The following is a 21,173-nucleotide window of genomic DNA, read 5'->3' as shown; positions in this document are numbered from 1 at the left end:
ATGCACGGCGAATCTCCAATCAAACGTCGCGAATCGCGCAAGATCTGGGTCGGTAACGTGCCCGTGGGCGGCGATGCCCCTATCGCTGTGCAGAGCATGACCAACAGCGACACCAATGACGTCGCTGCCACCGTCGCGCAGATCAACCGTCTGGAAGCCGCCGGCGTCGACATCGTCCGCGTTTCGGTGCCGGACATGGACGCCGCCGAGGCGTTCGGCAAGATCAAGCAACTGGTCAAGGTGCCGTTGGTTGCCGACATCCATTTCGACTATAAGATCGCTCTGCGCGTGGCCGAACTGGGTGTGGACTGCCTGCGCATCAACCCGGGCAACATCGGTCGCGAAGACCGCGTGCGTGCGGTGGTCGATGCCGCCCGTGACCGCGGGATCCCGATCCGCATCGGCGTCAACGCCGGCTCGCTGGAAAAAGACCTGCAAAAGAAATACGGCGAGCCGACGCCGGCCGCGCTGGTCGAGTCCGCCCTGCGTCACGTCGAGCATCTCGAACGCCTGAATTTCCAGGACTTCAAGGTCAGCGTGAAGGCTTCCGACGTGTTCATGGCCGTTGAAGCCTACCGTCTGCTGGCCAAGGAAATCGTTCAGCCACTGCACCTGGGCATCACCGAGGCCGGTGGATTGCGCTCTGGTACAGTGAAATCCGCCGTGGGCCTAGGTATGCTGCTCGCCGAGGGGATTGGCGATACTATCCGCATCTCGCTGGCGGCCGACCCGGTCGAGGAAGTGAAGGTCGGTTACGACATTCTCAAGTCTTTGCATCTGCGTTCCCGTGGCATCAACTTCATCGCCTGCCCGAGCTGCTCGCGGCAGAACTTCGATGTGGTCAAGACCATGAACGAGCTGGAAGGGCGCCTTGAAGACCTGCTGGTGCCGCTGGATGTCGCGGTGATCGGTTGCGTGGTCAACGGCCCCGGCGAAGCCAAGGAAGCCCATATCGGCTTGACCGGCGGCACGCCAAACCTGATTTACATCGACGGCAAGCCGTCGCAGAAACTGACGAATGACAATCTGGTGGACGAGCTGGAAAAGCTGATCCGCGAGAAAGCGGCCGAGAAGGTCGAAGCTGACGCAGCGGTTATCGCGCGCGGCTGATCGAACGAATTAAGGAATTTCTGTGAGCAAGTCTCTGCAAGCCATTCGTGGCATGAACGACATCCTGCCGGAACAGACGCCGGTATGGCGTTATTTCGAAGGCACCGTTTCGCGTCTGCTGGATAATTACGGTTACAAGCAGATCCGCATGCCAATCGTCGAGTTCACCGAGCTGTTCAAACGCTCGATCGGTGAAGTGACCGACATCGTCGAAAAAGAGATGTACACCTTCGAAGACCGCAACGGCGACTCGCTGACCCTGCGTCCGGAAGGCACGGCCGCGTGCGTACGTGCGGTGCTCGAACACGGCATCACCGGCGGTGGCCAGGTACAGAAACTCTGGTACATCGGCCCGATGTTCCGTCACGAGCGTCCACAGAAAGGCCGTTATCGCCAGTTCCACCAGATCGGTTTGGAGGTGTTCAACCTCGACGGTCCGGACATCGACGCCGAACTGATCATCATGACCTGGCGCCTGTGGGGCGAGCTGGGCATCCGCGATGCGGTCAAGCTTGAACTCAACAGCCTCGGCACCAGCGAATCCCGCGGCCGTTATCGTGAAGCGCTGGTCGAGTACCTCTCGGCGCACCACGACAAACTGGACGAAGACAGCCAGCGTCGCCTGAAAACCAACCCGCTGCGCGTGCTCGACACCAAGAACGCCGACACTCAAGCGGTGTTGGTCGATGCGCCGAAAATGGCCGACTACCTGGATGACGAATCCCGTGCCCACTTCAAAGGCCTGAAGGCCCGTCTGGATGCCGTCGGTATTCCTTACGTGCTGAACCCGAAGCTGGTGCGTGGTCTGGATTACTACAGCAAAACCGTATTCGAATGGGTCACCGACAAGCTCGGCGCCCAGGGCACCGTTTGCGCGGGTGGGCGCTATGACGGTCTGGTCGAGCAGATGGGCGGCAAGCCGACCCCGGGCGTCGGTTTCGCCATGGGCATTGAGCGTCTGGTACTGCTACTGGAAACCCTGGAGCAGATCCCGGAAGAAATCTCCCGTCAGGTCGACGTCTATCTCTGCGCCTTCGGCGAAGAAGCAGAGCTGGCCGGTCTGGCCCTGGCCGAGCGTGTACGCGACCAACTGCCCAACCTGCGCCTGCAAGTCAATGCCGGCGCCGGCAGCTTCAAGAGCCAGTTCAAGAAAGCCGACAAGAGCGGTGCGCTGTACGCACTGATCCTCGGTGACGACGAAATGGCCCAGCAAGTGGTAGGTTTCAAACCCCTGCGTGGCCAGGGCGAACAACAAAGCATTGCCTGGGATGCGCTCGCTGCACACCTGGCCACCTGCGTCGTGCAGGGTTGAAGCTGTCCAAACAGCCGATTTAGCGATTAAGGAGTATTGGGGTGTCGAGTACCGAAGACGAACAGTTGGCGGATTTGAAGGACTGGTGGACACGCAACGGCAAACCTCTGGTCACCGGCGGCCTGTTGGCGCTGGTCATCGTGTTCGGCTGGCAGGCTTATCACAAGTATCAGAGCAACCAGTCGCAAGGCGCCTCGGTGCTCTATCAGCAATTGCTGGAAACCACGCTGACCCCGGACGGCAAGCCTGACGCCGCGCGCGTTGCGGATCTGGCCGGCAAGCTCAACAGCGAATTCGGCGGTTCTGCCTACGCGCAGTACGGCAGCCTGTTCGTGGCCAAGGTAGCGGTCGACAGCGGCAAGCTGGACGACGCGGCGACCGAACTCAAGGCCATCGTTGCCAAACCGGCCAACCCGGCGCTGGGCGAAATCGCCCGTCAGCGTCTGGCGCAGGTACTGGGCGCACAGAACAAGGCCGACGAAGCCCTGAAACTGCTCGAAGGCGATGCCGACAAGTCGTTCCTGGCCACTCGCGAAGAACTCAAGGGCGACCTGCTGGTACAGCTGGGCCGTACCGACGAAGCGAACGCGGCGTATCAAAAAGCCAAGGCAGCACTGTCGGATGAAGCGGCGGTCGGTGGCCTTCAAATCAAGCTGGACGACCTGGCCAAAGGGGATGCGTGACGTGATCCGTTGGAAGCATGCAGCATTGCTGGCTCTGGCCATTCTGGCCGCGGGTTGCAGCAGCAACAGCAAAAAAGAACTGCCACCGGCCGAGCTGACCGACTTCAAGGAAGAAGTGGTCCTGCACAAGCAGTGGAGCCGCTCGATCGGTGACGGTCAGGGCGAAACGTACAACATGCTGGTGCCGGCGATCGACGGTGACACCATCTACGCGGCCGACGTGACCGGTATCGTGATGGGCCTGGATCGCGGCAACGGCGACGTGAAATGGAAGAAAGACCTCGAACTGCCTGTGTCCGGCGCCGTTGGCGTGGGTTACGGTCTGGTCATGGTCGGCACCCTGCGCGGTGAAGTCGTTGCCCTCGACGCCATCAACGGCGAAGAGAAGTGGCGCTCGCGCGTCAACAGCGAAGTCCTCGCGCCACCGGCCAGCAACGGTGACGTGGTGGTGGTACAGACCCAGGACGATCGTCTGATCGGTCTGGACGCGGCCACCGGCAACCAACGTTGGGTGTATGACAGCACGCCAGCCGTACTGACCCTGCGCGGCACCAGCGCACCGATCGTCACCAACCGCCTCGCGGTGGCTGGCCTGTCGACCGGTAAAGTGGTCGCGCTCGACATTTCCAACGGCGTGCCGGTCTGGGAACAGCGGATCGCGATTCCACAAGGTCGTTCGGAACTGGAGCGCGTGGTCGACATCGACGGCGGTCTGCTGCTGTCCGGCGGTACCCTGTACGTCGCCAGCTATCAGGGTCGCGTTGCGGCACTGGATCTGGAAAGCGGCCGTCAACTCTGGCAGCGCGACGCGTCGAGCTACGCCGGTGTTGCCCAGGGTTTCGGCAACGTCTACGTAAGCCTGTCGTCGGGTACCGTTGAAGGCGTCGACGAGCGTTCCACCACAGCACTGTGGAGTAACGACTCGCTGGCCCGTCGTCAACTGTCGGCGCCGGAAGTGTTCTCCAGCTACGTTGCAGTCGGTGACCTGGAAGGTTACCTGCACCTGCTGAGTCAGGTGGACGGTCGCTTCGTCGGCCGCGAGCGCATCGACAGCGACGGCCTGCGTGCCCGTCCGCTGGTGGTGGGTGACACGATTTATGTGTATGGCAACAGCGGCAAACTGGAAGCCCTGACCATCAAGTAACAACTATGCTTGGGGTTAATTCCCCAGGCGGCCTTGCTTCTGCAGGGTTTGCAGCACCCACGGGTGTTGCCCCGAGCACCAGCCGCTGCCTCGCAGCGGCTTTTGTATTTTCTGAAATAACGAAGTGGAGAGCCGCATGGTTCCCGTAATCGCCCTGGTGGGCCGACCGAACGTCGGCAAGTCCACCTTGTTCAACCGCCTGACCAGGACTCGCGACGCCATCGTCGGCGACTTGTCCGGTCTGACCCGTGATCGCCAGTACGGTGAGGCCAAGTGGCAAGGGCGTTCCTACATTCTGATCGACACCGGCGGTATCTCCGGTGACGAGCATGGTATGGACGAAAAAATGGCCGAGCAGTCGCTGCTGGCCATCGAAGAAGCGGATGTCGTTCTGTTCCTGGTAGATGCCAAGGCCGGTTTCACCGCCGCCGACCAGATGATCGCCGAACACTTGCGCAAACGTAACAAGCGCTCCCACGTGGTGGCCAACAAGGTCGACAACATCGACCCGGAAATGGCCCGCGCCGAATTCGCCCCGCTGGGCATGGGCCACGCGATCCCGATCGCCGGCGCCCACGGTCGCGGCATCACGCAATTGCTGGAAGCCGCCCTGAGCGACTTCCCGCGCGATGATGACGAGCCGGCCGAAGGTGAAGAGGAAGAAGTGGTCGCCGAAGGCGAGGAAGCCAAGCGCATTCCTGGGCCGAGCGAAAAAGACGGGATCAAGATTGCCATCATCGGCCGTCCGAACGTCGGCAAGTCGACCCTGGTCAACCGCATGCTTGGTGAAGACCGGGTAATCGTCTACGACCAGCCCGGCACCACCCGCGACAGTATCTACATCCCGTTCGAGCGTAACGACGAGAAGTACACGCTGATCGACACCGCCGGTGTGCGCAAGCGCGGCAAGATCCACGAAGAAGTCGAAAAATTCTCCGTGGTCAAAACCCTGCAGGCGATCAAAGACGCCAACGTGGTGATCTTCGTGATGGACGCCCGCGAAGGCGTGGTCGATCACGACCTCAACCTGCTGGGCTTCGCCCTTGAAGCAGGTCGTGCGCTGGTGATCGCGATCAACAAATGGGACGGCATGACCCCGAGCGAGCGCGACTTCGTGAAGGTCGAGCTACAGCGTCGGTTGTTCTTCGTTGACTTCGCCGATATCCACTTCATCTCGGCACTGCACGGTACTGGCGTGGGCAACCTCTACGCCTCGGTGCAGAACTCGTTCAAGTCCGCGGTCACCCGCTGGCCGACCAGCCGCCTGACGCAGATTCTCGAAGACGCGGTCAGCGAGCACCAGCCGCCGATGGTCAACAGCCGCCGGATCAAGCTGCGTTACGCTCATCTGGGTGGTGCGAACCCGCCGATCATCGTGATCCACGGCAACCAGATCGAGAAAGTGCCGAAGTCGTACGTGCGCTATCTGGAGAACACTTATCGCCGTGTGCTCAAACTGGTCGGTACGCCGATCCGTATCGAGTTCAAGGGTGGCGAGAACCCGTACGAAGGCAACAAGAACACGCTGACCGACCGCCAGGTCAACAAGAAGCGTCGCTTGATGTCGCACAACAAGAAAGCCAGCAAGAAGCGCCGCGACAAGAAGTAAGGTCGTTGCGAACAAAGAGAAGGGGCGCCGTTTGGCGCCCTTTTTTTATGGGCGCCGGATGGGCTATCCTCGGGCTCTCCCGCGCCGTCGTCAGAGCCGGGGCAGAGCAGGGAACCCCGATGATCACCAGCAAGCTGCCGAATGTCGGCATCACTATTTTCACGCAGATGTCTCAGCTCGCGGCGCAGACCGGAGCGATCAACCTTTCCCAGGGTTTTCCCGATTTCGACGGCCCGCAGGCACTGCGCGATGCAGTCGGTCGACACATCGCCAGCGGCCATAACCAGTATTCGCCCATGACCGGCCTGCCGGCGCTGCGCCAGCAGATCGCTGCGAAAATCGCCCGCAGTTATGGCGCCAACGTCGATGCCGACACTGAAGTGACCGTGACCCCGGGCGCAACCCAGGCGATCTTCTGCGCTATCCAGGCGGTTATCCGCACTGGCGACGAAGTCATCGTGTTCGACCCGGCCTACGACAGCTACGAGCCGGCGGTGGAACTGGCCGGCGGGCGCTGCGTGCATGTGCAGCTGGGCCTGAAAGATTTCTCCATCGACTTCGACAGACTCAGCGCAGCCCTGAGCCCGCGCACGCGGATGATCATCCTCAACACCCCGCATAACCCGAGCGGTGCTTTGATCAGTCGCGCCGAACTGGATCAGTTGGCGGCGTTGATCCGTGATCGCGACATCTATGTGATCAGCGACGAAGTCTACGAACACCTGGTGTTCGACGGTGTGCCGCACGTCAGCGTGCTGGCCCATGAAGAGTTGTATCAGCGCGCATTCGTGGTCAGCTCGTTCGGCAAGACCTATCACGTCACAGGCTGGAAAACCGGTTACGTCGTGGCGCCGCCGGCCCTGACGGCGGAGCTGCGCAAGGTGCACCAGTACGTCAGTTTCTGCGGTGTGACACCGTTGCAGTATGCCCTGGCCGATTACATGGCCGAGCATCCGGAACACGTTGAAGAGCTGCCAGGCTTCTATCAGGCCAAGCGCGATCTGTTCTGTGATTTGCTCGCGCCGTCGCGATTCAGCTTCACCCGGGTCACCGGCACTTATTTCCAACTGGTCGATTACTCGCAGATTCGCCCTGACCTGAACGATGTCGAGATGGCGATGTGGATGACCCGCGAGCACGGCGTGGCAAGTATTCCGGTGTCGGTGTTCTACCAGCATCCACCCGAAGGCCAGCGCTTGGTGCGCCTGTGCTTTGCCAAACGTGAGGAGACGCTGCGGGAAGCGGCGGCCAAACTATGCGTGATTTGAGTGCGTTGCCCGATCTCAATCTGGCGCTGATCCAGACCAGCCTGGCCTGGCATGACCGTCAGGCCAACCTCGAGCATTTCGACGCCTTGCTGGAGCAGGCGCGCGGTGCGGATCTGATCATCTTGCCGGAAATGTTCACCACCGGATTCTCCATGGCGTCCGAAACCCTGGCCGAATCCGAAAACGGCCCGACCAGCAAATGGCTGCGGATCCAGGCGGCGAAACTGAACGCGGTCGTCACCGGCAGCGTGATCATCCAGGCCGCCGACGGCAGTCATCGCAACCGCTTGCTGTGGGCGCGGCCGGACGGCGAAGTGCTGCATTACGATAAACGTCACCTGTTCCGCATGGCCGGCGAGCACAATCACTACACCCCCGGCGAGCGTCAGGTGCAGTTCGAGCTCAAGGGCTGGCGGGTGCGTCCGCTGATTTGCTACGACTTGCGCTTCCCGGTGTGGAGCCGCGACGCTCAGGACACCGATCTGTTGCTGTACACGGCCAACTGGCCGGGCGCGCGGCGTCAGCACTGGAACCGCTTGCTGCCGGCCCGGGCCATCGAAAACCTGTGCTATGTGGCGGCGGTCAACCGGGTTGGCACCGATGGCAAGGGCTTTGCCTATACCGGCGACAGTCAGGTGCTGGATTTTCAGGGCGAGACGTTGCTGGCGGCGGGAGAGGCTGACGGGGTGTTCAAGGTGGTTCTGGAAGCGGCTTCACTGGCGGCTTACCGCGAGCGGTTCCCGGCGAATCTGGATGCGGACACCTTCGAGTTCACCTGATAGTCACGAGGCGCCTGATCGTTCCCATGCTCTGCGTGGGAACGATCAGAAGAAGCAATAAAAAGGCCCCGAGGTGCAAACCCCGGGGCCTTTTGCATTGCAGCGGTCAGTTACGCCGCTTTCGCTTCCGGCTGGCTCAGCGAGCGGTTCAGCGCGCTGAACAGTGCCTTGAAGCTGGCGGTGGTGATGTTTTCATCGATGCCCACGCCGTGCACCGCACGTTCGCCGTTCACACGCAGCTCGATGTAGGCTGCCGCCTTGGCGTTAGTGCCCGCGCCGATGGCGTGTTCGTTGTAGTCCATGATTTCCACCGGAATCGGCAGACCGGCCACCAGGGCTTCCAGCGCGCCGTTGCCCTTGCCGCGCCAGTGCAGATTGGTTTCGCCCTGACCTTTGCTCGCCACTTCCACTTCGACGGCGCTGTTACCGTTTTCTTCCTGCAGGCGATGGCTGACCAGCGCGTACGGGGTGTTGGCTTGCAGATATTCGCTGTGCAGCAGCGCGTGGATTTGCTGCGCGGTCATCTCCAGGCCCAGGCGATCGGTTTCACGCTGCACGACCTGGCTGAATTCGATCTGCATGCGACGTGGCAGGCTGATGCCGTATTCCTGCTCCAGCAGGTAGGCGATGCCGCCCTTGCCCGACTGGCTGTTGACGCGGATCACCGCCTCGTAGCTGCGGCCGATGTCGGCCGGGTCGATCGGCAGGTACGGCACTTCCCACAGGGTGTCCGGTTTCTGCTGGGCGAAGCCCTTGCGGATCGCGTCCTGGTGGGAGCCGGAGAACGCTGTGTGCACCAGGTCGCCGACGTACGGGTGACGCGGGTGAACCTGGATCTGGTTGCACTCTTCGACGACTTTGCGCACGCCGTCGATGTCGGAAAAGTCCAGCTCAGGATTGATGCCCTGGGTGTACATGTTCAGTGCCACAGTCACGAGGTCGACGTTACCGGTACGCTCGCCGTTGCCGAACAGGCAGCCTTCGACGCGATCGGCGCCGGCCATCAGGCCCAGCTCGGTGGCGGCCACGCCAGTGCCGCGGTCGTTGTGGGTGTGCAGGCTGATGATCACGCTGTCACGGCGGTTGATGTTGCGGTGGAACCACTCGATCTGGTCGGCGTAGACGTTCGGGGTCGCACATTCAACGGTGGCCGGCAGGTTGAGGATGATCTTGTGCTCAGGCGTCGGGTTCCAGACCTCGATCACCGCGTCACAGACTTCCTTGGCGAATTCCAGTTCGGTGGCGCTGAAGGTTTCCGGCGAGTACTCGAAGGTCCACTCGGTGTCCGGCTGCATGGCCGCGTATTTGACGAACAGCTTGGCGGCGTTCACGGCGATGGCCTTGATCCCGTCCTTGTCCTGGTTGAAAACGATGCGACGGAAAGAAGGGGAGGTGGCGTTGTACAGATGAACGATGGCTTTCTTCGCCCCGCGCAGGGATTCGAAGGTGCGCTCGATCAGGTCTTCACGGCCCTGGGTCAGCACCTGAATGGTGGTGTCGTCCGGGATGTGGCCGTCCTCGATCAGGGTACGCACGAAGTCGAAGTCGGTTTGCGAAGCGGCCGGGAACGACGCTTCGATTTCCTTCACGCCCACCTGCACCAGGGTTTTCCAGAAGCGCAGCTTTTTCACCGCGTCCATTGGCTCGATCAACGACTGGTTGCCGTCACGCAGGTCGGAGCTGCACCAGATTGGCGCGGCATCGATGGTTTTCGACGGCCACGTGCGATCCGGCAGGTTGATCACTGGAAACGCGCGGTATTTCGAAGACGGGTCTTTGAGCATGCTCATCGGGAAATTCCTTATTGTCTGGGCCGAAAAGAGGCGGCCTGCCGGTGGAACGAACGTTCTTGGAAAAGCGTGGGACGAGGTGCAGCGATTCAGCCCGGCAGTCGTGCGCTGACGAGGCACAGGCTGCGGTGCTGGCGAAGCTGAATGAGGGTGTGAGAGGTTTTCATGCCTTCAACCCTAACCGCGGGGGATGAGGATGGCAAGCAGTCGAAAAAAATTGAGAGGAATACCCGGAAAGCGGTTTTTTCCGAGATTTTATTCTTGATATGGCTGTATTTGTTTGCGGGGATTGCGCGGACCAATCGTCGTGCGCAATCCCTGCTGGAAGGGCTTCAGCCTGAAATCAAGGCTGGAAAGCCCCAATGAAAATCGCCGGATCGACCCGCGCATCGTTCAGGCTGACGTTCCAGTGCATGTGCGGCCCGGTCGCGCGACCAGTGGCGCCCACCTTGCCAACCACCGCGCCGCGCGCCAGTTGCTGGCCGTTCTGCACATCGATTTTCGACATATGACAGAGCATGCTGATGAAGCCCTGGCCGTGGTCGACGAACACGGTGTTGCCATTGAAGAAGTAGTTACCGATCAGGATCACCTTGCCCGCTGCCGGAGTCTTGATCGGCGTGCCGGCCGGCACCGCGAAGTCCAGACCTGCGTGCGGATTACGCTCTTCACCGTTGAAGAAACGGCGCACGCCGAACTTGCTCGACAGCGGCCCGTTGACCGGTTTGTCCAGCAGCAGGTTGCTCGGGGTGTTCGGGCTGAAACTGCGGTAGGCCTTGATCTGTTCGGCCAGCTCGCCCTCGATACGCTTGAGGTTGGCCGGGTTCGGATTGACCTGCTGGGTGTTCTTCAGGGTGATGTGCTGTTCCGGGTATTTCTTGTTGCCGACACTGAAATTGAGGTTGCGGCCGCCACTGCTGATCTGCTGAATGCCGGGTTTGACGGTCAACGCAAGGCCGACAATCGCCAGCCAGTTGTTCTGTTCCTTGACCACCAGCACCGGTTTGCCCTGATACGTGGCTTTCGGCGCTTGCGCAGCGGTGCCCAGATCGACGACAGCCACGCCGCCCGGCACCGGTTTGTTCAGCAGGCGGGTGATGTAACTGTCGGCGTGAGCGTTGAAGGTCAGGCACAGCAACAGCAGCGGAGCGAGAAAGCGCGGCATGGATCAGTCCAGTAAAGAGAGAGTGACGGGCGTCAGGTGATTGTCCTCGACGCGCACTTGCAGTTCGCCTTCGCCCAGTCTGGCCTTGAGGCGCTGACCGGTGTGAGTTTGCGCGGCGTTGCGGATCGCGTTGCCGCGTTCATCCAGCAGAATGCTGTAGCCACGGCCGAGAGTCGCCAGCGGGCTGACCACGTGCAGGGTCTGCATCTGGCTTTGCAACTGCAGGCGACGGCGTTTCAGGCCTTCGTTCATGGCGCGTGGCAGGCGCTCGGCGAGGCTGTCGAGGCGTTGGCGCAGCAGCGCGAGTTGGCGTCCCGGATGTTGCCCGGCGAGGCGGGTTTCCAGGCGGATCAAGCGTTCGCGACGGGTATTGAGCTGGCGCTCGAAAGCGCGGCGCATGCGCATGTCCAGGTCATCCAGACGCTGTGCCTGCTGGCGCAGACGTTCGCCGGGATGGCGCAAGCGGCGGGTCATGCCTTCGAGGCGCAATCGATCGCGCATCAGGCGATCACGCATGCGCATCACCAGCCGGCGATGCAGGCTTTCGACCTGTCGGATCAGGTGGCTGGAATCCGGGGCAAGCAGTTCAGCAGCAGCGGACGGTGTAGGCGCGCGCACGTCAGCCACAAAGTCGCTGATCGACACATCGGTTTCATGCCCGACTGCACTGACGATCGGCGTAACGCAGGCATCCACCGCCCGGGCCACCGCCTCTTCATTGAAGCACCACAGGTCTTCCAGCGAGCCGCCGCCACGGGCCAGGATCAGCGCGTCGAAGCCACGGGCATCGGCCAGTTTCAGGGCGCGGACGATCTGCGCGGTGGCTTCGCGGCCCTGAACGGCGGTGGGAATCAGCGTCAGTTGTACTTGCGGCGCGCGGCGGCGGAACACGCTGATGATGTCGCGAATCACCGCGCCGGTCGGCGAACTGATGATGCCGATGCGCTGCGGATGGGCCGGCAGCGGCACCTTGCGCTCGGCACTGAACAGGCCTTCGGCGCTGAGCTTTTCCTTCAGGGCATCGAAAGCAAGGCGCAGCGCACCGTCGCCGGCAGGCTCCACGGTGTCGAGGATCAGTTGATAGTCGCCACGCCCTTCGAACAGCGAGACCTTGCCGCGCACCTTGACTGCCAGGCCATCCTTCAGCGCCTGACGCACCCGCGCGGCGTTCTGCCGGAACAGTGCGCAACGCACCTGCGCGCCGCTGTCCTTGAGCGTGAAATACACGTGGCCGGACGCCGGGCGGGCGAGGTTGGAGATTTCGCCTTCGACCCAGATGTTGCTGAACACGTCTTCGAGCAACACCCGCGCGCGGCCGTTGAGCTGGCTGACGGTCAGGACTTCGCGGTCGAGGCCGAGTCTTGCAAAGGGATCTTTAATCATGGGGCGCAGTTTAAAGGCATTCGCCGGTGAATGTCTGGAGGAAGTGTTGCACCAGAGGTGTGGGATTTTGCCGAGAAGCGAGGGCGACAGTGCTTTGGCAATCGCCGGTCAGCGGCAGAAATCTCACACCAGCGGGCGCGATGTCCTGCATCGATTCCGGCAGTAGAGCGATGCCGAATCCGGCCTGGATCAACTGCAATTGCGTGGTCTTGCGCGACATCACCCTCGCAGCCTGGGGGAAGAAACCGTGACGCATGCACAGATCGGCGCACAAATAGCTCAGCCCGCCGCGCTGCGGATGCGGGATGGAGATGAATGCTTCGTCCTTCAATTGCGCCAGATCGACTGCCTCCATCAAAGCCAGTCGATGATCCGCCGGCACGGCAAGCAGCAAGCGTTCGTTATAGAGCGGCACAACCTGAACGCCCTCGCGCTGGCGCAGCACCGGCAGGCGCAACAGTCCGATGTCGAGCCGGCCTTCGGCCAGTTCTTCAAGTTGCGCCTCCGAGGAGAGCGTGCCGATGTCCAGCGAAACGCCGGGCTGCTGCTCCAGATATGCGCTCATGTCGCGCAACAGTCGGCCACTGATCGGCACGGTGCTGGAGTGACAAAGGCGCAAGGTGCCGCGCTGCCCTTGGCCGATTTCCGTGGCCAGGGTGCTGGCCTTGTTCAGTTCATTGAGCAGATTTTTCGCCCGGGGCAGGAACGCTTCGCCAGCGGCGGTGAGTCGGGGCTGGCGCGCGGTGCGTTCGAACAGCGGCGTTTGCAGGCGGGTTTCCATGTCCTTGATCTGTCGGCTCAACGCCGATTGAGCAATGAACAGCCGTTCGGCTGCAGCACTGAAGCTGCCGCTCTCGGCGATTTCCACGAAGTAACGCAATTGACGGGTTGAAAGCACGAGACATGCCTTTTCGAGATGGCTTGGCGGTTTCGAAGATATTAGTCGCAACCCTCGGCGCTGGCTAAAGTCATCGCAGGCTTATAAAGGAAGCGAGCGAATGAGCGTGGCGGGGTTGTTGAGCGAATGGTCGTGGGGCGCGCAGGGCTGGGTGGTGATCGGACTGGCCATCGCGCTGGCCTACATCGTGTTCGGGATTGCCGGTTTCGGCACGGCGCTGGTGGCGGGGCCGATTCTGATTCTGTTCATGCCGCTGTCGAAGATCGTGCCGTTGCTGGTGCTGCTGGATTTCGTCGCGGCGTTCGGCAATCTGCTGCCGTCGCGGCGGGATGTGGCGAAACCGGAGTTGCTGCGGCTGCTGCCGTGCATGGCGGTGGGCTGCACGCTGGGGGTGATTTTCCTGCTTAACCTCAAGTCCGATCTGCTGTTGCTGCTGATGGGGTTGTTCATCAGTGCCTACGCGGTTTACAGCTTGTGGATCAAGGCACGACCGGCGCAGTTGTCCGCTGGATGGGCGTTGCCGATGGGAACCGTGGGCGGGTTGTTCGGGGCGTTGTTCGGCAGCGGCGGCTTTCTTTATGCGATCTACCTCAACAGCCGACTGCCCAAGGACGCGGCACGGGCCACGCAGAGTGCGCTGATCAGTTGCAGCACGGTGGTCCGCTTGAGTCTGTTTGCCATCGCCGGGGTGTATGCCGAGCTACCCTTGTTGATGCTTGCAGTGTGTCTGTTGCCAGCCATGGCGCTGGGCTTGTGGGGCGGGCGACGTTTGACCATGCGCCTGTCCCGCGAGGCCTTCGTGCGGCTGGTGACCTGGCTGGTGCTGGCGAGCGGGATTGCGCTGATCGGCCGCTATTTAAGCACTTGACCGGATTTTGTCAGGGATTAAGCTGCCGGCCGCGTTCGTCGCAGAACATCCTTTGACGCAGCAGGCTTGCACCATGAATTCCCAAAGCATCATCGTCCCGAAAATCTCCAACCTGCCGGTGCACGAGCCCCGCGCCCGGGCGATTCTGCGCTGGCTGGTGCGCAAGAACATCGTCAAGGAAGAACTGAGCACCTGCGGACGCACCGGCAATCGCATGGCCTACGCCATCGCCGATGGCGCCCGCGCGGTGGTGCTGCATCCCGAGGCGTTACCGTTCGGTGAGCCGATCAATGGGCTGGAAGTCATCACCAAGCGCTGCATCTACACCCCGGCCAAGGGTTTTCTCGAAGAGGCCGGTTGCGCCGAGTGCCGGCAGGAGATCGGCGAAGCGCTGTTCGAAAGTCTGGAAGACTGGATGCCGGGGCGCACCGACAACTTCACCTGCCCCGAATGCGGGCATGAAGACGATATCAACGGTTTTCTGTATTTACAGGAATGCGGGTTTTCCAACCTCGGTTTCATCTTCAACAACTGGCTCGAGGCGGGGTTCAAGCAGAGTTTCATCGACGAATTCGCCGACTGGCTGGATCAGCCGGTGAGCTGGGTCAAGGTCGAGTTGTAAGGGGCGTTTTTCCCGTACATCAGCAACATTGATATAAGACAAGTTTTACATTGAGCCCGGTAGGGTGTCTGAGTATAATGGCGCGCTTCCATTTTCCCGCTCGGGAGCCCCCGCGATGCTGCGTATCAGCCAAGAAGCTCTGACCTTCGACGACATTCTCCTAGTGCCCGGTTATTCCGAGGTACTTCCTAATGAAGTCAGTCTGAAGACCCGCCTTACCCGTGGCATCGAGCTGAACATTCCTCTGGTTTCTGCCGCCATGGACACCGTCACCGAAGCCCGTCTGGCAATCGCCATGGCTCAGGAAGGTGGCATCGGCATTATCCACAAGAACATGACCATCGAGCAGCAAGCTGCCGAAGTTCGCAAGGTCAAGAAGTTCGAAGCCGGTGTGGTCAAGGACCCAATCACCATCGAGGCTGACGCCACGGTTCGTGATCTGTTCGAACTGACCCGCATGCACAACATTTCCGGCGTTCCGGTGCTGCACGATGGCGACCTGGTCGGCATCGTCACTTCCCGTGACGTGCGTTTCGAAACCCGTCTGGACGCCACCGTTCGTGAAGTGATGACGCCTAAAGAGCGTCTGGTCACTGTTCGCGAAGGCGCCGACAAGAACGAAGTCCGCGAGCTGCTGCACAAGCACCGCCTGGAAAAAGTCCTGATCGTCGACGACAAGTTTGCCCTCAAAGGCATGATGACCGTCAAAGACATCGAAAAAGCCAAGGCCTACCCGCTGGCCAGCAAGGATGATCAAGGTCGTCTGCGTGTCGGCGCTGCGGTCGGTACCGGTAAAGACACCGGTGACCGCGTTGCAGCCCTGGTCAATGCCGGTGTGGACGTGGTGGTGGTCGATACCGCACACGGTCACTCCAAAGGTGTGATCGACCGCGTTCGCTGGGTCAAAGAGAACTTCCCTGAAGTGCAGGTGATCGGCGGCAACATCGCCACCGGCGCAGCCGCCAAGGCCCTGGCCGAAGCCGGCGCCGACGCGGTCAAGGTCGGTATCGGCCCTGGCTCGATCTGCACCACCCGTATCGTCGCCGGTGTCGGCGTTCCGCAAATCAGTGCCATCGCCAACGTTGCCGCTGCCCTTGAAGGCACCGGTGTTCCGTTGATCGCCGACGGCGGCATCCGTTTCTCCGGTGACCTGTCCAAGGCCATCGTGGCCGGTGCGTCCTGCGTGATGATGGGCTCGATGTTCGCCGGTACCGAAGAAGCACCGGGCGAGATCGAACTGTTCCAGGGCCGTTCGTACAAGGCTTATCGCGGCATGGGTTCGCTGGGCGCCATGTCCCAGGCTCAAGGTTCCTCCGACCGTTACTTCCAGGACTCCTCGGCAGGCGCCGAGAAACTCGTTCCGGAAGGCATCGAAGGCCGTGTGCCTTACAAGGGCACCCTGAGCGCGATCATTCACCAGTTGATGGGCGGTCTGCGTTCCTCGATGGGTTACACCGGCAGCGCCAACATCGAAGAAATGCGCACCAAGCCTGAGTTCGTGCGGATCACCGGTGCCGGCATGGCCGAATCCCACGTTCACGACGTGCAGATCACCAAGGAAGCGCCAAACTACCGCGTAGGTTGAGGCTTCAAGCAAAACGTTAAATGACCGGGGCTGTTTTATTCAGCCCCGAGTCGTTTCTGAATTACTTAGACGAGACTGAATCATGGCCCTCGACATTCACGCTCACCGCATCCTGATCCTCGACTTCGGTTCGCAATACACCCAACTGATCGCCCGCCGCGTGCGCGAGATCGGTGTGTACTGCGAACTGCACCCGTTCGACATGGACGAAGATGCGATCCGCGAATTTGCGCCAAAAGGCGTGATCCTCGCCGGCGGTCCCGAGTCCGTGCACGAAGCCAACAGCCCGCGCTGCCCGCAAGCGGTGTTCGACCTGGGCGTACCGGTCTTCGGTATCTGCTACGGCATGCAGACCATGGCCGAGCAACTGGGCGGCAAGGTTGAAGGCTCCGAACTGCGTGAGTTCGGTTATGCCCGCGTTGACGTGGTCGGCAAGAGCCGTCTGCTCGACGGCATCGAAGACCACATCGACGCCGACGGCCTGTTCGGCCTCGACGTGTGGATGAGCCACGGTGACAAGGTCACCAAGATGCCAAGCGATTTCCACATTCTGGCCAGCACCCCGAGCTGCCCGATCGCCGGCATGTTCAACGACGAACGCGCTTACTACGGCGTACAGTTCCACCCGGAAGTGACCCACACCAAGCAGGGCGGTCGCATCCTGTCGCGTTTCGTTCTCGACATCTGCGGCTGTGAAGCCCTGTGGACCCCGTCGAAGATCGCCGAAGACGCCATCGCCAACATTCGCGCGCAGGTCGGCACTGACAACGTGCTGCTGGGTCTGTCCGGCGGTGTGGATTCCTCGGTGGTTGCGGCGCTGCTGCACAAGGCCATCGGTGATCAACTGACCTGCGTCTTCGTCGACAACGGCCTGCTGCGCCTGCACGAAGGCGAGCAGGTTATGGCCATGTTCGCCGAAAACATGGGCGTCAAGGTGATCCGCGCCAACGCTGAAGACCAGTTCCTCAACAACCTGGCCGGCGAAGCCGATCCGGAGAAGAAGCGCAAGATCATCGGCCGCACCTTCATCGACGTGTTCGATGCCGAATCCTGCAAGCTGGACAACATCAAGTACCTGGCTCAGGGCACCATCTACCCGGACGTGATCGAGTCGGCTGGCGCGAAAAGCGGCAAGGCCCACGTGATCAAGTCGCACCACAACGTGGGCGGCCTGCCGGAAGAAATGAACCTGAAACTGGTCGAGCCACTGCGCGAACTGTTCAAGGACGAAGTCCGTCGTCTGGGTCTGGAACTGGGCCTGCCGTACGACATGGTCTACCGTCACCCGTTCCCGGGCCCGGGCCTGGGCGTACGGATCCTCGGTGAAGTGAAGAAGGAATACGCCGACCTGCTGCGTCGCGCCGACCACATCTTCATCGAAGAACTGCGCAAGGCCGACTGGTACCACAAGGTCAGCCAGGCGTTTGTCGTGTTCCAGCCGGTGAAATCGGTGGGCGTGGTCGGCGATGGCCGCCGTTACGCCTGGGTCGTGGCCCTGCGTGCCGTGGAAACCATCGACTTCATGACCGCACGTTGGGCACACCTGCCTTACGAACTGCTGGAAACCGTTTCCGGCCGCATCATCAATGAAATTGAAGGCATTTCGCGCGTGACTTACGACGTGTCGAGCAAGCCGCCGGCGACGATTGAGTGGGAGTGATCCCGCGACACCGGTTGTATTGATGCAATGAAAAACCCTGGCTTCGGCCAGGGTTTTTTGTTTGTGGCAATGGGCAGGTCAGTGGGGAAGGCGGCTTTGCAGTTGCAGCCCCATCTGTTTCAGTGCGCTGGATAACTGCTCAAGATTATCGTAGGGGACGCGGTGTACCGGACTCCAGGACGGGCGATCAATGTAATAGCGCCCGTCTGCGAAGGTCTGGACAGGGGTTTGTACAATCTCGCCGTTCACACTTCTGTGGAACAACCGATAGGTACCTTGCGAACGTTCGAAAACATACATGCCCGCGCGGTACAGGAGTCGGTGTATTTGCAGTTCGCTTCGGCTGACCGGCGCCGCTTCCAATTGCACCAGCGCGTCGACGTAATGGGTATCGAAAGTCCCGCGTTGTACCAGCGTTTCTGAATGCGGGCCCCGTTCTATATCGATACCTGGGTCCGGTGAGACACGTTCGCCCAGTCCCGGATCAACTTCTTCAATGCGCAAACCAATGCCGCCTTCCAGTTCGCTGATGCCGGCAACGCCCCTGAACGTATTGGTGTTTTCCACGCCTGTCAGTACCACCCACTTGCCGACGTCATTCAGGTTCTTGTCGATAAACATGATGTCGGCTGTCAGGTGATTGGTCATGATTTGTTCCTCGGGCCGTGCGAGCGTATCGGGCCTTTTGTAGGAAGCCGCGCAATCGGTCGCCTGGACTCGAATACCGTTTTCTCGGGCACTTTTGACCAGTGCCAGTTCGTCGAACCGCCCTGCCGGATCGGTACCGAGGCGACTCAGGTACTGCTGCAAGTCCTCGGACATGACGCCGGACTTGAAGTATGCATTCAGGTCAGCCTGGGCAAAGTCGCTGAGCAGTCGGCGCACATAAAGCGTCTTGACGCCTTCGCGCGCCAGAGCAGGCATGTTTTCAATGATCAGTCGCATGCTGGTGATACGGCCGGGCGTTTCGCCGATCACCAGACCGGGCGCTTCCTTGAGTGCCTGTGCTACGAATTCCATGAAGGTCATTGAAGAGGTAATTGCAGGTATCGGCGGGCGTGGCGGCAGGTTTGCCCATGGCAGATTCTTGTAGAAGCGCCTGGCGGAGATCCGAAGCGCGCGGGCTTTATCGGCGAAATACAGGGCATAGCGATCCGGAGCGATCAGCCCGCCGTCAGGACCAATTCGCAGTTGAATATGGGTTTCACGTAATTGCAGGGCCCAACGCCTCAGTTCGAACTCCCGCTGCGGATCGACTGCGTAAGGCGTCTTGACCAGTCGGATGTTCAGGGGCTCGCTGGGCGCAGGGTTTGACGGTCCAGGTTGTGTGACCAACGGCTCCGGCTCAGCGGGCGAGGGTTCGCGTGTATCAAGTTCAAGTGCCACATCGACGGTGCATTGCCTGCCCAGACACTGACCGCCCCCCTTGAGTCCCAGTTGAGTCATGCGCTCCCACAGACCTTCACTGTTCAAGCGCACGGGTATTGCGTGGATCAGCTGGTTCGGTTTTGCCGGGTCGATGATCGCCCAGAATCCGCCACCCAGTGAGTCGTTGAAGTAACGGACGCAGTAGGCCGTGTCGTTCATCTGGATGGCGTAGGGAGGATCGGTGTCGAGTCTGTAGATGCCGCGATATTTGCCCGGCTCCGTAACCGGATCAAGACCGTCGAGGATTGCGTTGGATTGAAAGCGTTGCGGGATTTGTGAAGCTTGCACTGGTTCGGATATGACCGAGGGCTGTTCTGGCAGAACAGGCACGATGTCATTCGGTTGTTCTGGCTCCAGTTCCGCTGCTGTATCGGCTTCTGTCAGTTCGCTTGCTTCGATGGCTTCTGACGGCATGTCGAGCTCCGCCAGTGAGCCTGTGCCCTTGAGAAACGGAATATTGAACAGCGCATCGATACCGCTGAAAACGGCCCCCAGGACACCTTCCTTGCGCTCCGCGGAAGTCTTGCCGTTGACGGCCTTGTCGATGTTCAGCCCCATGTCGGCGAGGCTGGCGCCAATCACCGGCAATGCAACAGGCCAGCCCACCACGGCCATCGGGCCGAAGACTTTCAGACCAGCGCTCAGATAGCCGATCCAGAGTTTCTTGCGCAGATCACCGTTCGAGGTCAGGGAAAGATCCGCTTCGGCGAACATCGCGCTATGGGCACAGTCACGCAGCCAGCTGAATGCATCCACCGTGACCGTGTGATCGTTACGGTTGATCAGATGATGATCCGAATGCCCCCAGGTGCTGACCAGTCGATTCATCAGGTCACTGATGTGTTCGGTCATCCAGTGCCGGTCAGCCAGCGAGAAGTGTTTGAGGAACAGTTCGCGCGGTGCTTTCTCGTTCAGCTGTTGCAAGGCCCACCAGTGCATGTCAGTGGGGGTGTCCAGCACATGAAATGGTTGGTTGTCGCCGGGCACATAGAGGATCTGCCGGCCTGTCGAGTCAATGATGCGCAGGATATCGGTGGCCATACGGCCGTCGATATCCAGCGTGCAAACCCGCAGGCCATGGCCGGGGATGAACTCGGTTTGCAGACTGTGCAGGCTCACTGGCCAGCTCAGCGGGCCGATGACCGCGCTGATTGCAGTCTGGAAGTCCTCGTCGTTCAGGTGGCCGAATTCCCGGGCTTCAACGGCTTTGCCGAGAAAGTTGCATTTGGCCAGCGTGCGGAATTCACGGGAGTGCTGATCCCAGAACGACTGCAGCTCGTTGCGGTAACGCTCGCTGAAGTTGATGTTCCAGAAGTCGTCGAGTACCTCGTTACCGTGCAGCCGGACTTCGTTGGTTGTATCGAAGTTTTCGGTGTCCGGCCCTGCGCTGTAAAACCCGCCGTATACATCGAGCAAGTCGGCGTTGTCCTGATCCGTGGCGCGGAACCGGTGTATCACCAGTTGCGTCAGGGTCAGGCTTTCATAGGGTTTTTCACCATAATGCTGCCAACCGGTGAATGATGTGGAAAGACTCTGAGCAGTTCTGAATCGATGGTAATAGACGTGATCGGGATCGAGGCCGGTAAGGCCATGTCTGGCGAGCATTTCAATGGCAATCTGACGGGCCGTGTCGTTCAGGCTCGGGCACGCCGTGATCACCTGTGTGGCCATGACCTTGAGTGCAGCTCTGTCGGCGTCGTTGGGCAGCGGACGTTGTTCTGTCGGGTTCATTCGTTCTATTCCTTGAGAGGGAAGAGAAGGGTGATCCACTCGCTCAAGGGGTGTGCGGTACATGATTACCACCCGATATTGTCCCGGATGTGCGGCCATCCGCCGCGCCGCCCTTACTGTTTCCCAGGCGCAGGTGTA

Annotated in this window: 17 protein-coding genes; 12 read left to right on the top strand and 5 right to left on the bottom strand. The window is 60.7% G+C overall.

The annotated features are described in order from the left end of the window. From ispG to ACODTD_RS10795, 7 genes are all read left to right on the top strand, one after another. Nucleotides 1–1,110 carry a flavodoxin-dependent (E)-4-hydroxy-3-methylbut-2-enyl-diphosphate synthase gene (gene ispG, locus ACODTD_RS10825; protein ID WP_007956680.1) on the top strand — a complete coding sequence of 370 codons (1,110 nt, stop codon included), beginning with the start codon at nt 1–3 and terminating at the stop codon, nt 1,108–1,110. A gap of 22 nt (nt 1,111–1,132) precedes the next feature. Next, nucleotides 1,133–2,422, top strand: coding sequence for a histidine--tRNA ligase (gene hisS / locus ACODTD_RS10820; RefSeq protein WP_011335808.1), 1,290 nt, complete (start codon nt 1,133–1,135; stop codon nt 2,420–2,422). Between the two features lie 41 nt (nt 2,423–2,463). Beyond that, on the top strand, nt 2,464–3,105 hold the full coding sequence (locus tag ACODTD_RS10815) for a tetratricopeptide repeat protein (RefSeq protein ID WP_011335807.1): 642 nt from the start codon (nt 2,464–2,466) through the stop codon (nt 3,103–3,105). Further along, a complete protein-coding gene (gene bamB / locus ACODTD_RS10810) occupies nt 3,098–4,249 on the top strand; it encodes an outer membrane protein assembly factor BamB (protein WP_085610920.1) in 1,152 nt (383 codons plus the stop codon). The genes ACODTD_RS10815 and bamB overlap by 8 nt, the downstream gene beginning before the upstream one ends. Before the next feature lie 136 nt (nt 4,250–4,385). Then, nucleotides 4,386–5,858, top strand: a complete 1,473-nt coding sequence (gene der, locus ACODTD_RS10805) for a ribosome biogenesis GTPase Der (protein ID WP_007956675.1) — start codon at nt 4,386–4,388, stop codon at nt 5,856–5,858. A gap of 119 nt (nt 5,859–5,977) precedes the next feature. Next, entirely contained in the window at nt 5,978–7,126 is a 1,149-nt protein-coding gene (locus ACODTD_RS10800) for a pyridoxal phosphate-dependent aminotransferase (RefSeq protein WP_011335805.1), read from the top strand. Then, nucleotides 7,114–7,905, top strand: coding sequence for an amidohydrolase (locus ACODTD_RS10795; RefSeq protein ID WP_041475425.1), 792 nt, complete (start codon nt 7,114–7,116; stop codon nt 7,903–7,905). The genes ACODTD_RS10800 and ACODTD_RS10795 overlap by 13 nt, the downstream gene beginning before the upstream one ends. Nucleotides 7,906–8,015: 110 nt before the next feature. On the opposite strand, the gene leuA is transcribed toward ACODTD_RS10795, so the two are convergent. Then, entirely contained in the window at nt 8,016–9,695 is a 1,680-nt protein-coding gene (gene leuA, locus ACODTD_RS10790; RefSeq protein WP_108563179.1) for a 2-isopropylmalate synthase, read from the bottom strand. 165 nt (nt 9,696–9,860) lie between these two features. Here leuA and ACODTD_RS10785 point away from each other — a divergent pair, with 165 nt between their 5' ends. After that, on the top strand, nt 9,861–10,061 hold the full coding sequence (locus ACODTD_RS10785; RefSeq protein ID WP_201816550.1) for a hypothetical protein: 201 nt from the start codon (nt 9,861–9,863) through the stop codon (nt 10,059–10,061). On the opposite strand, the gene ACODTD_RS10780 is transcribed toward ACODTD_RS10785, so the two are convergent. Genes ACODTD_RS10780 through ACODTD_RS10770 form a run of 3 tightly spaced genes read right to left on the bottom strand, consistent with a single transcriptional unit; the run spans nt 10,039 to nt 13,141 of the window. Continuing rightward, entirely contained in the window at nt 10,039–10,860 is an 822-nt protein-coding gene (locus ACODTD_RS10780) for a peptidoglycan DD-metalloendopeptidase family protein (protein WP_489104830.1), read from the bottom strand. The genes ACODTD_RS10785 and ACODTD_RS10780 overlap by 23 nt on opposite strands. 3 nt (nt 10,861–10,863) lie before the next feature. Next, nucleotides 10,864–12,243, bottom strand: coding sequence for an exodeoxyribonuclease VII large subunit (gene xseA, locus ACODTD_RS10775; protein WP_007956669.1), 1,380 nt, complete (start codon nt 12,241–12,243; stop codon nt 10,864–10,866). A 10-nt stretch (nt 12,244–12,253) separates the two neighbouring features. Then, nucleotides 12,254–13,141, bottom strand: coding sequence for a LysR family transcriptional regulator (locus ACODTD_RS10770; RefSeq protein WP_011335801.1), 888 nt, complete (start codon nt 13,139–13,141; stop codon nt 12,254–12,256). Nucleotides 13,142–13,241: 100 nt separating this feature from the next. On the opposite strand from ACODTD_RS10770, the gene ACODTD_RS10765 reads away from it, so the two are divergent. The 4 genes from ACODTD_RS10765 (at nt 13,242) to guaA (ending at nt 17,876) form a co-directional block, all read left to right on the top strand. Continuing rightward, nucleotides 13,242–14,009 carry a sulfite exporter TauE/SafE family protein gene (locus ACODTD_RS10765; protein ID WP_011335800.1) on the top strand — a complete coding sequence of 256 codons (768 nt, stop codon included), beginning with the start codon at nt 13,242–13,244 and terminating at the stop codon, nt 14,007–14,009. 73 nt (nt 14,010–14,082) lie between these two features. After that, complete coding sequence (locus tag ACODTD_RS10760) at nt 14,083–14,631, top strand: hypothetical protein (protein ID WP_011335799.1); 549 nt, start codon at nt 14,083–14,085, stop codon at nt 14,629–14,631. Nucleotides 14,632–14,746: 115 nt separating this feature from the next. Continuing rightward, nucleotides 14,747–16,216, top strand: a complete 1,470-nt coding sequence (gene guaB, locus ACODTD_RS10755) for an IMP dehydrogenase (RefSeq protein ID WP_011335798.1) — start codon at nt 14,747–14,749, stop codon at nt 16,214–16,216. A gap of 82 nt (nt 16,217–16,298) precedes the next feature. Next, the gene (guaA, locus tag ACODTD_RS10750; protein ID WP_011335797.1) at nt 16,299–17,876 is read left to right on the top strand and encodes a glutamine-hydrolyzing GMP synthase; all 1,578 of its coding nucleotides are present in this window, start codon (nt 16,299–16,301) and stop codon (nt 17,874–17,876) included. A gap of 78 nt (nt 17,877–17,954) precedes the next feature. On the opposite strand, the gene ACODTD_RS10745 is transcribed toward guaA, so the two are convergent. Beyond that, nucleotides 17,955–21,098 carry a membrane-targeted effector domain-containing toxin gene (locus tag ACODTD_RS10745; protein WP_489104829.1) on the bottom strand — a complete coding sequence of 1,048 codons (3,144 nt, stop codon included), beginning with the start codon at nt 21,096–21,098 and terminating at the stop codon, nt 17,955–17,957. Nucleotides 21,099–21,173: the final 75 nt, after the last annotated feature.

This window comes from Pseudomonas sp. FG35 (assembly GCF_057809295.1).
Note: the sequence above shows the minus strand (reverse complement) of the source record. Positions and strands in the feature narration are given on the sequence as shown.